Raw genomic sequence first — 14,368 nt, forward strand, 5'->3', positions numbered from 1 at the left:
AAAACCTCCGCAGGGGTGCTTCCCTTGCGGAGGTTTTTCTACTCGTTCAGCAGGCGTACTGCTTCGGCGGCCATGTTCTCGACCGTTATGCCGTTCTGAGCAAGCAACTCGTTGGGGTCGTAGCGGTCGGGAAAGCCCTTGGCGATGCCAAAGGTGCGCGTGCGCACGGGCGTGCAGGACAAGTAGCACGCGACGCGCTCGCCCCAGCCACCGTCCAAGATGCCGTCCTCGAGGGTGACGACAACGCGATGCTCGGCGGCAAGGCCATCGAGAGACTCGCGGTCAAGCTCGGTTGCAAAGCGCGGGTTGACGAGCGTGGCCTCTATGCCGTATTCGGCAGCCAAGCGGTTTGTCACGCGCTCGCCCAGCTCAAAGAAATCGCCAAGCGCGAGCACGGCAACGTCGCGGCCCTGACGCACCACGTCGTAGCGAACGGCGCTGTAGTCGGTGTCCTCGGCGGGCGCCAAATCGGGGCGGCTAACCAGGCCAATGCCCGGAACGCGGATCGCCACGGGATGCTCGCGGTGGTCGAGCGACCAGCTCAGCATGGACAGGTATTCCTCCATGCAGGCCGGTGCCAGATAGCGCATGTTGGGAAGTCCGCCCAGCATGGATATATCAAAGAACGAGAGGTGCGTCTCGGATGTGGTGCCAAAGATTGACGCGCCAAACACCAGGATGGTTGCGGGGGTGTCGTTGAGGCACAGGTCGTGCCACAGCTCGTCGTAGGCGCGCTGCAAAAACGTGCCGTACACACCAAAGACTGGCTTGGCGCCCGAGCGCGCAAGCGCGGTGGCAAAGGTCACGGCGTGCTCCTCGGCAATGCCCACATCGACGAACTGTTTGCCGGCCGCGGCGCGAAGCTCGGGTGTAAAGCCCATGATGTAGGGCGTGGCGGCCGTGATGCCCACGACCCGCGGATCGCGCTCGATGGCGGCGCTGAGTGCCTCGCCCGTAATGTCGGCATAGGTGCGCGGCGCAGGCTCGCTCGGATGGCCCGGGCAGAGCTTGCGCCCGGTTGCCATGTCAAACGGACCCACATGGTGCCAGCGCTCGGGGTCGCTCTGGGCCGGCTCAAAGCCCTTGCCCTTGGCGGTGGAGACGTGCAGCACGATGGGATGATCGATATTGCGTAGTTCCTGCAGCGCGTCGACGAGGGCTAACACATCGTTACCGGCGTCCAGATAGCGGTAGTCGAGCCCCATCGCGCGGAAAACGTTGCGCTCACAGGCGCCGTTGCTGGCGCGCAGCTCGGCCAGATTGCGATACAGGCCGCCATGGTTTTCGGCGATGGACTGGTCGTTATCGTTGACGATGATGACCAAGTTGCTGTCGAGCTCGGCGGCATTGTTGAGGCCCTCAAACGCCAGGCCGCCCGAAAGCGAGCCGTCGCCAATAACGGTAATGACGTTATACGTGTCGCCCGCCAGGTCACGAGCGTGCGCAAGGCCGCAGCCCAGGCTCACCGACGTGGAGGTATGGCCCATGGCAAACAGGTCGTGCTCGGACTCGTCGGGATTGGCAAAGCCAGAAGCCTCACCATAACGCTCCGGATCGATATAGGTGTACGCGCGCCCCGTCAGCGCCTTGTGGGCGTAGGTCTGGTGCGAAACGTCAAAGACAATCTTGTCGATGGGGGAGTTAAACACGCGATGAAGCGCAACCGTAAGCTCAACGACGCCCAGGTTGGGGGCAACGTGCCCACCGACGGCGGCGGAGCTTTCGAGGATTGCCTGGCGGATCTCGCCGCAGAGCAGCGGAAGCTCGGCGCGGTCGAGAGCCTTGACGTCCTCGGGCGTTGTCGTTTGCGTAAGCAGCATCGTTGTGGGTTACTCCATGCGAATCGAGCGCCGGCGCTCCCTCGGCCGGCACAATTGCACAAAACAGTCTCGCACATTTTGGCGTTTGATATGTGACGGCGGCGCGGTAATTCGCCAACTGGTGGGGCAAAACGTTTTGTCCGATGCCATACTGATAGATTCGATGATGATTTATTCAATGCGTGCAGGCTGTGGCTTGTCGCCGTGAGTCGCTGGAAGGAGGCAGCATGTCCGATGTCGTTCGTGCCGAGAAAATCGCGCACGAGGTCGACTATGCCGCCCGTCAACTGGCGCAGGCGGGCCGCTTGGACCTGACGCGCGAGTTTATCCAGCATGGCGATGTGACGGTCTATGCACATGTGACTTCGGTAGCGCGGGCGAGCCTGTCCTTTGCCGAGCGCTTGGGCCGTGTCGGTATCTCGGTCGACCGCGCCTCGTTGCTGCGCGGAGCCCTGCTGCACGATTACTTTCTCTACGATTGGCACGATCCCGATCCGAGCCATCGGCTGCATGGCTTTCGGCATCCGTTTTTTGCCCTAGCCCGTGCGGAGGAAGATTTTGAGCTGACGTCGCGCGAGCGGAATATTATCGTGCGGCATATGTTTCCGCTGGTGCCGGTGCCGCCGACGTGTCGTGAGGCATGGATTGTGTGCCTGGCGGATAAATGGTGTGCTCTGCGTGAGACGGTCGCCGGCCGTCTGCCGCGCAAGGACGAGGCAGACGATGGCGTGAGTGAAGAATCGAGCGAAAAGAGGAGAGGGTAGACGGTGGGGACCGCGATCGACATGGCATTTGACGGCGCGACGCTTGCCGCCTGTCCGCTCTCGGCACTGGTGCTCTCGTTTGCCTTTTACGGGTTTTGCGGTTGGGCATGGGAGTCGACAGTCTGCGCCATGCTCAACCAAGGACGCTTTGCCAACAGCGGATTCTTGCTGGGGCCGTGTTGCCCTATCTATGGTGTGGGCGGCATAGCCTGCTGGCTTTTGCTGCGCGGGATTCCGGATGCCTCGAGCCAATTTGTCGCCGCGGCGCTTGTGTGCAGCGTAATCGAGTACAGTGTGGGCCTTCTATTGGAAAAGACAACAGGCGCACGCTTTTGGGACTACTCGCACCTGCCGTTTAACTTGCACGGACGTATCTGCCTGTACTGGGCCTGCGCGTTTGGCCTGGGCGCGTTGTGCATTTGTCGTTTAGTGGAGCCGGCATTGCTGGGGCTGCTTGGCCATCTGCCGGTGCTGATTGTGCGGCTGTCCGCCTTTATCGTCGCGGTCGCGATGATGGTTGATGCGGTGTGCTCGTTGGCGAGCTGGCAGCGTCTGTCCGATCAGCTGGAGCGTGTGCGCGCCGACCTTGCCGACCGCATCAATGAGTCGCTTGCCGATGCCTCGGACTCCATGCTCGAACGTATTCCCGATTCGACGATTGACTCGGTAGCGCAGACGCATATCCGTAGCCGCGCCGTTAACGCGTGGCTGGCCGAGCTGGGCGACGCGGCGCTCGATGCCCTTCGTGAGAAGGCTTCGATGCCGACGTTTATCTCGGATGGTGCTCGCGGCCTGGCGCTTGCCGCCCGCCGCGTGGCCGATGCCGCGCCGAGCATGCCGCGTCCGTCGCTCAGTCGTCGCCTTGCCGGCAAGCGCATGAGCCGTCCGGTGCCGAGTGTGTCGCTCAGCCGTCGCGACCTGCGCTTCTTCAATGCTTTCCCGCGCTTGCGTATCAATCGCTACGAGGGTGTCATTCGAGCAACTAATCTCCGCGACCGCGCCCACGAGCTGTTTCGGCGCTAGCCGGGATGGGCGCGCACACGGCTCCCTTGCTCGCGTATTTCCCGTTCGTTTCGCTTCCGTTGCCGCGCCGTTTCCAAGATTGCGGCACCGTTTCCATTCGACAACGCAGCGTTTAACAACGCCGTATCTGGTCTACACCAGTTGCCCCTCGGCCGCATTATGGGCGCCGACAACGTTCATGCGACCAAAGGGGAGCGAATGTACGATACGGGATCGACAACGTTTATGCTCATCTGCACCATGCTCGTGTTTTTAATGACACCGGGTCTGGCGTTTTTCTATGGCGGCCTGTCCAGGCGCAAAAATGTCATCAACACCATGCTCATGTGTTTTGGCGCCATTGGCCTGGTTGGTGTGCTGTGGATTGTCGCCGGCTGGTCGCTGGCCTACGGTGGCGATGGTTCCAGCCCGTTTATTGGAGGCCTTGACCAGCTGCTGTGCTTGCCGGTGCTCAACCAGGTGCTGCAGGCGGCCGAGGGCAATGCTGCGGACGGTGCCGTCTACCCTCAAATCATCAACATCGCCTTCCAAATGGCATTTGCCATGATCACGGCTGCTATCGTCACGGGCAGCCTGGCCGGCCGCATTAAGTTTGGTGCCATGACGGCCTTCCTGGGCATTTGGCTGCTCGTGGTCTATGCGCCGCTCGCTCACATGGTCTGGGGCGGTGAGGGTTCCTTTATCGGCGACATCATCGGCGCGCTCGACTTTGCGGGCGGCGACGTGGTGCACATCTCGTCCGGTCTGACGGGCCTGATTCTCTGTTTAATGCTTGGCCGTCGTCGCGGCTTTGGCATGGTGAGCTACCGCCCGCATAACGTGCCGTTTGTGGCGCTGGGCGCCGGCCTGCTTTGGTTTGGCTGGTTTGGCTTTAACGGCGGCAGCGAGTTTAAGGCCGACGCTGTGGCCGCGCTCGCCATCCTCAACACCGTGACGGCCAGCGCGGCGGGCATGGTCTCGTGGCTTGTCGTCGAGCGCGTGCATACCGGTCGCCCCACGCTGGTGGGTGCCAGCACCGGTCTGGTTGCGGGCCTTGTGGTGGTCACGCCGGGTGCGGGCTTTGTCGAGCCGTGGGCAGCGCTGGTCATGGGCCTGATCGTATCACCTGTCTGCTACCTGGCTATCAGCCATCTTAAGACCAAGATTGGCTACGACGATGCGCTCGACGCGTTTGGCTGCCACGGCATCGGCGGCATCTTGGGCGGCGTGCTCACGGGCCTGTTCTGCGTGCCGGAGCTCTCGTGGACCGGTAAGGGCGGCCTGTTCTACACGGGCGACGTGTCGCTGCTCATCTCGCAGATCTTGGGTATTGTGGTGACGGTCGCTATTGTACTGGTGTTCGATTTGGTGATCGCTGCGGTGGTCAAGGCGCTGTTCCACGGTAGCCTGCGCGTGGACGAGGCGGACGAGGCGCTGGGCCTGGATGCGAGTCAGCACGGCGAGAGCGCTTATCCTTCGTTCTCTGGGCTCGATTAGCAGCACGGCTTTCCCAGGCACCTGACCTTACCCCTCAAACCGTCGCTTGCGTACCGAAGTACGCGGCGCTCCTCTTTCGGGGCAATCTCGGGCACCTCGAAAACCCGCGTCGTTGAATGGCAATTCATTTCTTTTATTGAGAGGAATTCACTATGAAGAAAATTACGGCGATTGTTCGTGCCGAGAAGCTTGAGGTTCTTAAAGATGCGCTGTTTGCTGCCGATGTTCGTGGCATGACCATCAACCAGGTGCAGGGCTGCGGTGCGCAGCATGGCTGGAAGGAATACGTGCGCGGCAACGAGTTGCTTGTCAACACGATCCCTAAGGTGCAGTTCACCCTCATCTGCGCCGATGAGCATGTCGACGGAATTGTCGACATCATCTGCAACGCCGCCCGCACCGGCGCCGTCGGCGACGGCAAGATCTGGGTCGAGCCGGTCGAGGAAGTTATCCGCATCCGCACCGGCGAACACGGCCCCGCCGCGGTGTAGAATCGACCGCCTGACGGGTGTGCTTCTCTTGGGGCGCGCCCGTTCTCGTCTACAATATCGTGCAGACGAAGGAGAGGCATGCCCATGATCAAGATGTTTGCGAGTGACTTAGACGGAACGCTGCTGAACGCCCTGCACGAGGCAGACGGGACCATCCGCCGTGCCATTCGCGAGCTGACCGAGGCTGGCCTGCATGTGGTTCCCGCGACCGGGCGCTCGACGCTGCCGATTGGCGAGCATGGCTTTACAGGTCTGGCACTCGACGCCTGCTGCTCCAACGGATCCATCGTGCGCAACAGCCATGGCGAGGTGCTCAAGACCTGGACCATCGACCCGCAGATTACCGAGGAGCTGCTCAAGGCGTTCCCGGACATCTGTTTTGACTGCTCCACGCCCGATGGCATGTTCTCGAGCGGATCGTTCGAGATGCACCAGGCGGGCTTTAAAAAGGACAGTCCTATCAAGCGCATCGTGATGCGCGGCATGCGTGCACGTGGGGGGTATCACGAGGAACAGTATTTCGACCAGTCGATCGGTGACATCCTGCGCCATGACGTATGCAAGATCAATTGTCGCGTGACCTCGCCCGAGCTGGAGCGCGACCTTAAGGCGTATTTGGCCGAGCGCTCGGACCGCGTGGTCAACGCGCCGTTCGATCCGGTGATGTTTGAGATCACGGACGTGGCGTGCAACAAGGGCGAGAGTGTGGCCTGGCTGGCGGGCTACTACGGCATTGCCGAGGACGAGGTCGCGGTTTACGGCGACGGCGGCAACGACATCGCCATGCTCAAGCGCTTCCGCCACAGCTACGCGACCAAAAACGGCAGCGATGCCGCCAAGGCCGCCGCGAGCGCGACTATCGGCAGCTGCATGGTCCACGCCGTCCCCAAACACATGCTCGCCACCATGCGCAAGCAAAACTCCCGCACCGTCATCGAATAATGTGGCAAAGGGACTGTTCCTCTGTCACATTCCCGGGTTCTCGACTAGCCAGTGCTCGTAGGCGCGCTGCATGACCTCGGTTTTATCGGCTTTTTTGCGGCAGCCCTTTTGTTCCTCAACGGCCAGTCCATAAGCACCACTCTGCTCAAAAGCGCTGGTATCCCAAGCGCCGTGTTCAATGCGCGACCATACGGCATCGATGAGTTGTTCGAGCTCGGCAATGTCGTCGGCGTTGGCGGTTGTCGCGAACGGCGGGCGGAGCTCGCCCGTTGTCTTGTCGGGCTCGACATAGTAGTCGCCCATGGAAGTGACGGTGTAGCCATAAAACTCGGGTGATGCTTCGACCAGCAGTTTGTAGAACTTGAGCTGACGATGGTAGCCTGCGGGGACTTCTTTGCCAAAACCAGTCTTGTAGTCAACGATCTGCACCGTTTTAGTGGCATCGTCAACGAGGAGCAGGTCGAGAAAACCAAAGAGCGGAGTTCCTTCGGTGGTCAGGCACTGCATATTCGCCTCTGTGACGCAGCGATAGCCATGCACATGCTCGACAAGCCAGGGGACGAATGCACGACAAATGCGTTCGAAGCGCTCCGAATAGCGATGGACGTCCTCGGGGGCAAAATCGAGCCACGAAATCTGCTGGCGATACTCGGCCTTAATTGTCTCAATCGCCGCCTCGCCATCGGCTGCCATTCTATTAACGATCTCCTCGAACATCGCGTGAACGATGGTGCCGAATTCGGTTTGGATCGTGGGCGCCGTGGGCAGGCGCACAATCTGCTTCTCAGGGAAGTGCTGGCTATTTGCGCATCCAGGCTCGTACGTCACAAAGTTGTTGAGCGCTGTGGCAGAAAGAAACTTCACGTCGGTATGAGGTTCCAAAAGCGCGCGGAGCTCGGGCGTATCAAACACGTAGTTGTCGCGCCACTCGGTTTCGATTGCAACGCTGAGCTGGTCTGTCTCAGCAGAAACTTCGCAAGAGTCGATAAGCCCCGTGAGCTCCTGCAAAGCCAACCCGCCGGCGCGGTACAGCTCGAGGTGTCGCTTAGCGCGCGTGATGGCGACAAACAGCAGGCGACGCGCGTCGTCGTTGTCCTTTTCATCACGAATCAGCAGGTTGGATGGGTACAAACTCATGCCGCCGGCGCCTTTGTGCCAAGTGGAGTCGTCGGCATCGAGCAGGTAGACGCAGTCGAACTCCAGGCCCTTAGAGCTATGGGCGCTGGTGAGGCGAACAGCTCCCGGCGCGCCGAGGTTGATCGATGCGTCGATACTCACGCCAAACTTTTGAGCGGCATCGAGCTTGTCGACAATATCGGGCAGGCGAAGCGCGCGTCCCATACGGCGCGCATCTCCCATTTCACCTTCGGCAAAGGCGAGTAGGGCGCGGATGCCGGCATTGAATTCGGCGGCACCCAGCGGATCCTGTTTTTTATGATCCTGATAATAGCCGAGGCTGCGTTCGACAATCTTAAAGAGCAACGCTCTGACCGGGGAGGCGCCGGCCTCGGCCGCCCACTGCATAAGGTCGTCGTGTAGCTCTTTGACGCGGGCGATATTGCTCTCGCGCATGGCGGCCATCCAGTCGCCATGCTGGTCTCGCTTGGCGCTGAGCGCAAACGTCACGGACGATGGATGGTCGCCGCCCAGCTCGGTGGCACAGATGATCTGCGGAAGATAGCTGCTGGCGAGCTCCTTCTTCCCGCGAGTAAGCGCGGCAACGCAGCGCAGCAGCGCCAGCGTCGTCTGCATGCGCTCGGAGGCAAAGAGGTTTTGCCGTTCACGATAGGAAAACGGCACGTTCTCCTTAACGAGGAAGGGGATAAGCGAACGCAGTGCGGCGTGTTTGGCAGAGATGACTGCAATTCCTTCATTGGGATCTTCGCAGTCATTGAGGTAGCCGGACTCAAGCCGCTGCTTAATGCTCGCAGCGACAGCGGCGTATTCTTCGGCTTTGCCGCTGAAGACGTTCTCACTAAAGTTGACCTGGTCACCTTGGGGCCTAAACGCCACGATCGATTTGTTCGAGCTGGCGTCGAGGCGATATTCAATTTGCCGTGCGATAGCTTGACCAAGCTCAACGATGGCGGGCGTGGAGCGATAGTTGGTCTTGAGCACGATGCTCCGGGGCGAGAACTCGGCCGCAAACTGGTTGGCGCATTCGATCGTGGCGCCCTGAAAACGCATGATGGCTTGATCGTCATCGCCAACGGCCATGATATTGGGCGCATCAACGCCGTCGCAGAGCAGCTCGATGATGCGCATCTGGGCACCATTGGTGTCCTGGAACTCGTCAACTTGGATATAGGTATAGGTGTCCTGGAGCACTTGGCGCAACGCGTCGTTGTGCTCGACGGCGTTAACGAAGTCGCCGATCATGTCGTCGTAATCGTAGAGATGGTGTTGGTCGAGCTCGCTCTGGTAGCGACGCGCGACGTCGCAAGCGGTCTTGAGTCGCTCGCTCTGCTCCACAATCTTAAACGTGCGCCCCTGAGAGTTGCTGCCTCCAAAGAAGGCATCGCGCACCTTGGTGTATCCCGAGGATTTGCCCTTCTCATCGATGAGCTCGGTGCGGCGAACGGTGTCGCGCAACTCAAGAATGTACGGCACGTACGTGCCGGCGGGACAGTCAATCGGGCGGGTGAGCGATGTGGGTGCCATGGCGCAGACACGCTCGACCTCTTCCTCAAAGCGTTCGGCCAACACGGCGCTTGCCCTTTCGCGGGCGAGCGAAAGCAGCTCGGAATGTTCGGTGAGCCAGGTAGCGGCGTCGATATTCTGCTGCGCGATGGCGCTCAGCGTGTCGTAGTCCAGGCCACTGCGTTTGATTTTGGAGACAAAGCCGATCATCTTACCGATGTTTTGCGCAGGCATATCGGGTGACCCTCCGCCTAGCGGAGAACCAAAGGGCAGCGATTTGAGCAGCCGATCAAAAACTTCTTGCTGGTGCAGGCTGGTAACAAGCGTGTCGGTCGAAGGGCGCATGAAGTACTCGGGATAGCGCGACCTGATGCTGCTTGCAAATCCGTGGAACGTACTGACTTCGATGCCGTAGGCGTCGCGGCCGATGAGCTCAATCAGGCGCTTGCGCATGGCCTCCGCGCCCGCCTCGGTATAGGTGAGGCAGAGGATGTTGCTAGGGGCGGCGTCGCGTTTGGCCAAGATGTTCGCCGCGCGCAGGCTCAGCAGCTGCGTCTTGCCGGTGCCGGGGCCGGCAATGACGAGCAACGGACCATCTAGGCATTCGACGGCCTCGCGCTGTTCGGGATTCAGGCGCTCGAACGATACGTTAAAGTTGGGGGTCATGTTCATGGCAGTATTACCTGTCTTCCTGGTAGAGCGCACGCGTGCTATCGAGATAGTCAAGATACGTATCGATGGCACTTTGAGGTTGAACGATCTTAATGAAGGTGCTGAGTTGCAGCAGCCAGCCAAAGAACTGCGGAGACAGCGGGGCTTTGACGGTAGCTAACAGGCGCCCATCCTGGTTCTCAAACACAACGGCATCGAGCCCGAACTTGTCGATGAGCGGGTTCATTGCGCGGTCATCGAGTTCCAGCACCACGGTGGTCTTATCGGCCGCATAGACTCCAAACGATGGCGAAACGTGGTCCTCGAGCACATAGCCTGCGATACGCGGATCTTTGGTCGCGGACTCTTCGGATACCGCAACATCGAGCATGCGATCGACGCGATAAGGCGTGAACGGCTGATGACCCGAGCCGGCATTAGCCCATTTATCTCTAAATCCAATCATGTAATAGAGTTCGTCGGAGTAGATAAGGCGCACAGGTGTGAGCTCGTAGACCTTTCCGTCATGATTAAGGGCCTTTTGCTTGGCGGCGTCGTAGTGGAAGTAACGAAACCGAATCTTGCGTTTTTCGCGCATAGCCTGCTGAATCAAGTCGATGTTGAGCAGGGCATCAGAGTTTTGCATCTTCACGCGCGAAGGCACGTCGACACGCTTGTGCATCAGTTCGCGTTCGCCCAGGCTGGCGAGGCTCTGCAGCTTGCCGATGAGGTGGTCGGTCAACTCATCGGTCAAAAACGGCGAACTCTGTACGGCGTCAACAAGCATGATGAGCTCTTGCAGGTCGAGCGGGCGTGAGACCAGGGCCCATTCCCTGCCACCGCGCTGGTCGATGTTGAGCCCAAAGTCGCGAAGCGTTTGCAGATCACGATAGATGGCCTTTCGCTCTGCCTCAAGGTCGTGATAGGCGAGTTCCTCGATGATCTGCTGCGTTGTGAGCCCGTGCGTGCTGTCGGTCTTTTCCATCAAGGTTTTAAGCAGGAACAGAAGCCTGAGCTTTTGATTTGGTCTGTTCGCCACGTTGTCTCCTTTCGCCGGCAGGGTACCAACCGGAGATACAAAACAAGACCCGTTATTGGGACTCATTGTAGTCCGCGCGACCGTAGTATTCGCAGCAATAAGAGCTCGAATAGGGCGAAAGGTGGTTAAACGGAAATCGGCGGTTTGGCTGGCTGGTGTGACATGCGCTCTATTGGCTTGGGGCCGGTTCCGGTTTACAAGGATCAGAACAGGAGAAATGCGATGGCAGACATCAAAGTCTTTGCCGAGAATCTTGAGGATTCAACCAAGGAGCAGATCGAGGAGATTTCCAGCTGCCCGGCGTTTGAAGGCGCCAAAATCCGCATCATGCCCGATGCCCATAAGGGCAAGGGCTGCGTGATTGGCTTTACGGCAAACTTGGGCGACAAGGTGATTCCCAACCTGGTTGGAGTCGACATCGGATGCGGGATGTACTGCGTGCCGCTTGCGGAAACCATCGCGCGCGACGACCTCATTCAGTTCAATCGCGATGTGAAGCGCGCGGTGCCCACGGGCTTTAGCCTTCATCGCGATCCTGCCTGCGTACTCGCGGACTTTGACATGGAGTCGCGCGATTGGCTTCAGGACAAGCGCAAGGTTGAGCGCTCCATGGGCACGCTGGGCGGCGGCAATCACTTCATTGAACTCGACGAGGACGAGGATGGGTGCCAATATCTGGTCGTGCACACCGGCTCGCGCAACATGGGCAAGCAGACGGCGGAGCATCATCAGGCGCTGGCGCAGAAGACGTGCACGGCGGATATCCCCGACGAGCTTAAGTATCTCGTGGGAGATCTTTCTGCCGAGTATCTCGTCGATATGCATAACTGCCAACGCTTCTCGAATCAGAACCGCAAGGCGATTGTCGCACAGATTATTGAGCGTACGGGAATTCGGCTCGACGGAGACGGCTTTACCACCATGCACAACTACATCTCGGAAGGCGGCATGATTCGCAAGGGCGCCATTAGCGCTCATGCGGGCGAGATGGTGCTGATTCCGTTCAACATGCGCGACGGTGCCGTTATTGCACGCGGCAAGGGAAACGAGGACTGGAACTGTTCGGCGCCGCACGGGACGGGTCGCGCGATGAGCCGCGCCAAAGCGTTCCAAACGCTCGACACCAGGTCGTTCGTTAACGAGATGCGCGATGCCGGCATCTACTGTCCGAGTGCATGCGAGACGACGCTCGATGAGTCGCCCGAAGCGTATAAGCCTGCGGATGATGTACTGAGACTCATGGACCCGACGGTTGATGTTATTCACCGACTCAAGCCGATTTGGAATTTTAAGGCTACTGGTAAGCGTGGTAGGCGTTAGGAGGGTTGCGATGACGTTAAAGATGGACTCCAGGGACGACCGAATTGGACACTCTGTGAGCATGGGCGAGATAATGGGCCTGCCAGGCGTTATGCCGCCGACAGATGCGAGCCAGCGTGGTTGGATTCGTGAAGAACGGGGCGATGGCGTCTTTGACATAAGCCGTTTCCATGATCGACTGACTTCCGGGCTCGATCATGCCATGGAAACATCGGTGTTCGAGGTCCTACAGGTATTGAAGACTGGTATGCCTGTTGATGACATCCTGGGCGGCGGTATTGGACTAGGCAAGCTTAGCGTGATTGGCGGCGCGCATGAAGACGTTTCGAACGTACTGGCGCATGCGGTTTTATGCCTGAGCGAGCAGTGCACTGTGCTTTACGTGCCGATGCGGGAGTGTGAAGAGGACGCGATCGCCCGGCTTATTCGCGCCGAGATGGGCACCAAAGTGCCGGAGGATTCTGAAGAGCGTCAAGTCGAGGCAATCCGCGCAACGATGCGCCTCAAGCAGCGCAACCTAGGCATTTTTGTTGAGGACAACATGACCATGGACCTTTTAACGAGCTGGTTGCTCGGCGACCAGACGTGGAATAGAGCAGTGCTAAAGGACGTCGTGGTCGTAATTGACGGACTCGAGATGCTCGACGACAATCGCCCCGTGAATGCAGCCCTGCGCGACCTGCGCAACATGCTCAGCCCAACATCCGCCATCCTGGCAGGCTGCTTTGCGGCAGAGGGCGGCAACGATGCGGCTTTTGCCGAGACCCACTGCAATGCAGACGCCCTGGCCCGCATAAGTTTCGATGGCACGGAATCTTCCTGCGCGCGAGTCTTTGGCTGAGGTCAGGGCTAATAACAACTGCTCGGCCAGCAGCGCGTCTACCAGCAGAAAGTGACCGCTCAACAGCCAAGAAGATGCGTTTAAGTGGGTTAAGAATTACCATCAAATAGAGGGCAAAGACGAGCGGGCTTCTGTCAGATTCAGAAAGGAACGTCCAATGGCAACGCGTAAAGATCGGAATGTTAGGCGAATCGTTTCTTCCATTGAGGCTTCGCTTCATCCGGATAAGTATTACGAGTTTGATTTAGACCAGAACGGTTTTCCGGTTTTTAGCGATAAGAACATCGCCTTTGTGAACGGTCTCGTAAATAATGATTCGAATTACACATGGATTGATCAGGACACGATTCACGATAAGTATGTGGATGCTTCGAACGGTGATGCCTGCGCCATCCGGGAGGCTGTTTATTTTACTAATAAAATGAATTCGACGCATTTGGCTGCAGTGACGGTAAAGGGTGGCCAAGATGAGCTAATGGGCAAGATGAATGCCGAGCTCAAACGGCTTTGCGAAATCAAAGAGGATTCGCAAGGCGGTAGTGGTGAAAAGGGGGATGAGGGCGAAGCCGAGCTTACTGGTGGAACACTTATAACTGCCGCATATCTTGTGAGCCAGTATGCGAATAATAATGAACTGGGGTCTAGCCTGCTGGAAAAAGACCTTGAGTCCCGAGCGAATCTCGTTGCCAGCATCGCGCGCGCTACAACAAATATGACTTATAAACTATTGCCGGAAGAGGACCCTAGCGACCTTAAGTGCAACCGAAGCAATTTTTCCTTTGCAACAAAGTTTTGCCACCATGGTTGTCGTAATCTAAGCAGGCGTGAGGTGAATGACTCTTATATCTATGATGCGGACAACTTCTGCATCTATGACACGGTTGTCGGCACAATGCTTCCTTATTATGCGGATGCTTATATTGATTACGGCAGCAATGAGGGTGAGTGGCTTAACGAATGGTGCAAAAAATACAATGACACTCCATTGAGCCGCTATGGAAACCGATATGCATGGATTAGAGGTACGATTAATAAACTGGTTGCCACGCCCGATGAGGATGTTGAAAACGCTGACGCCCAGGTCGCTTGGGGCTACCTGGGATACCTTGATCTTTACAGCCATATCGTTGACGGTATCAATGAGTGGCGAAAGCAGGAAAACCAGACGGTTGGTTCAAATAACGGCTCCGCCCCAGATATTGGCTTCCATGAAGTCGACCTGATGATTTGGTACTTCTTCAAGGGCAGTCGTCTCGACAAGGCAAAGGAGACGATGAAATAAATCGTCGCTAAGCTTAGCGACGATTGACAATGGAAAAGTCCCGCCCAAGTTCGACATTATGTGTAGAGCTTGGGCGGAT

11 protein-coding genes are annotated in these 14,368 nt (G+C 58.4%); 8 read left to right on the forward strand and 3 right to left on the reverse strand.

What is annotated here, in order from left to right; all coding sequences use genetic code 11:
• Window positions 1-38: 38 nt before the first annotated feature.
• Window positions 39-1,820 (reverse strand): 1-deoxy-D-xylulose-5-phosphate synthase, encoded by a 1,782-nt coding sequence (locus ACTNDJ_RS06810; protein ID WP_441063675.1) that lies wholly within the window; start codon window positions 1,818-1,820, stop codon window positions 39-41.
• A gap of 227 nt (window positions 1,821-2,047) precedes the next feature.
• On the opposite strand from ACTNDJ_RS06810, the gene ACTNDJ_RS06815 reads away from it, so the two are divergent.
• The 5 genes from ACTNDJ_RS06815 (at window position 2,048) to ACTNDJ_RS06835 (ending at window position 6,516) form a co-directional block, all read left to right on the forward strand.
• On the forward strand, window positions 2,048-2,584 hold the full coding sequence (locus tag ACTNDJ_RS06815; protein ID WP_441063673.1) for an HD domain-containing protein: 537 nt from the start codon (window positions 2,048-2,050) through the stop codon (window positions 2,582-2,584).
• 3 nt (window positions 2,585-2,587) lie between these two features.
• Entirely contained in the window at window positions 2,588-3,607 is a 1,020-nt protein-coding gene (locus ACTNDJ_RS06820; protein ID WP_441063672.1) for a putative ABC transporter permease, read from the forward strand.
• Window positions 3,608-3,805: 198 nt separating this feature from the next.
• The gene (locus ACTNDJ_RS06825; RefSeq protein WP_441063671.1) at window positions 3,806-5,083 is read left to right on the forward strand and encodes an ammonium transporter; all 1,278 of its coding nucleotides are present in this window, start codon (window positions 3,806-3,808) and stop codon (window positions 5,081-5,083) included.
• A gap of 152 nt (window positions 5,084-5,235) precedes the next feature.
• On the forward strand, window positions 5,236-5,574 hold the full coding sequence (locus ACTNDJ_RS06830; protein ID WP_117629936.1) for a P-II family nitrogen regulator: 339 nt from the start codon (window positions 5,236-5,238) through the stop codon (window positions 5,572-5,574).
• A gap of 84 nt (window positions 5,575-5,658) precedes the next feature.
• On the forward strand, window positions 5,659-6,516 hold the full coding sequence (locus tag ACTNDJ_RS06835) for an HAD-IIB family hydrolase (RefSeq protein ID WP_441063670.1): 858 nt from the start codon (window positions 5,659-5,661) through the stop codon (window positions 6,514-6,516).
• Window positions 6,517-6,540: 24 nt separating this feature from the next.
• Here ACTNDJ_RS06835 and ACTNDJ_RS06840 read toward each other — a convergent pair whose 3' ends face one another.
• Entirely contained in the window at window positions 6,541-9,828 is a 3,288-nt protein-coding gene (locus ACTNDJ_RS06840) for an ATP-dependent helicase (protein WP_441063669.1), read from the reverse strand.
• A 7-nt stretch (window positions 9,829-9,835) separates the two neighbouring features.
• Window positions 9,836-10,846, reverse strand: a complete 1,011-nt coding sequence (locus ACTNDJ_RS06845) for a helix-turn-helix transcriptional regulator (protein ID WP_441063668.1) — start codon at window positions 10,844-10,846, stop codon at window positions 9,836-9,838.
• A 222-nt stretch (window positions 10,847-11,068) separates the two neighbouring features.
• Between ACTNDJ_RS06845 and ACTNDJ_RS06850 the strand changes: the two genes are divergently transcribed.
• The 3 genes from ACTNDJ_RS06850 (at window position 11,069) to ACTNDJ_RS06860 (ending at window position 14,289) form a co-directional block, all read left to right on the forward strand.
• Complete coding sequence (locus ACTNDJ_RS06850; protein WP_441049061.1) at window positions 11,069-12,166, forward strand: RtcB family protein; 1,098 nt, start codon at window positions 11,069-11,071, stop codon at window positions 12,164-12,166.
• Window positions 12,167-12,176: 10 nt separating this feature from the next.
• Window positions 12,177-13,007, forward strand: a complete 831-nt coding sequence (locus ACTNDJ_RS06855; protein ID WP_441063667.1) for a hypothetical protein — start codon at window positions 12,177-12,179, stop codon at window positions 13,005-13,007.
• Window positions 13,008-13,164: 157 nt separating this feature from the next.
• Complete coding sequence (locus ACTNDJ_RS06860) at window positions 13,165-14,289, forward strand: hypothetical protein (RefSeq protein WP_441063666.1); 1,125 nt, start codon at window positions 13,165-13,167, stop codon at window positions 14,287-14,289.
• The last annotated feature ends 79 nt before the right edge of the window (window positions 14,290-14,368 follow it).

This window comes from Collinsella sp. HCP3S3_D1 (assembly GCF_052064015.1).
Taxonomy (GTDB): Bacteria; Actinomycetota; Coriobacteriia; order Coriobacteriales; family Coriobacteriaceae; genus Collinsella.

Excerpts from the sequence above, each read along its gene's own strand:
- ACTNDJ_RS06810 (WP_441063675.1), bottom strand. The coding sequence starts at position 1,820 with ATGCTGCTTACGCAAACGACAACGCCCGAGGACGTCAAGGCTCTCGAC.
- ACTNDJ_RS06815 (WP_441063673.1), top strand. The coding sequence starts at position 2,048 with ATGTCCGATGTCGTTCGTGCCGAGAAAATCGCGCACGAGGTCGACTAT.
- ACTNDJ_RS06825 (WP_441063671.1), top strand. The coding sequence starts at position 3,806 with ATGTACGATACGGGATCGACAACGTTTATGCTCATCTGCACCATGCTC.
- ACTNDJ_RS06830 (WP_117629936.1), top strand. The coding sequence starts at position 5,236 with ATGAAGAAAATTACGGCGATTGTTCGTGCCGAGAAGCTTGAGGTTCTT.
- ACTNDJ_RS06835 (WP_441063670.1), top strand. The coding sequence starts at position 5,659 with ATGATCAAGATGTTTGCGAGTGACTTAGACGGAACGCTGCTGAACGCC.
- ACTNDJ_RS06840 (WP_441063669.1), bottom strand. The coding sequence starts at position 9,828 with ATGAACATGACCCCCAACTTTAACGTATCGTTCGAGCGCCTGAATCCC.
- ACTNDJ_RS06850 (WP_441049061.1), top strand. The coding sequence starts at position 11,069 with ATGGCAGACATCAAAGTCTTTGCCGAGAATCTTGAGGATTCAACCAAG.
- ACTNDJ_RS06855 (WP_441063667.1), top strand. The coding sequence starts at position 12,177 with ATGACGTTAAAGATGGACTCCAGGGACGACCGAATTGGACACTCTGTG.
- ACTNDJ_RS06860 (WP_441063666.1), top strand. The coding sequence starts at position 13,165 with ATGGCAACGCGTAAAGATCGGAATGTTAGGCGAATCGTTTCTTCCATT.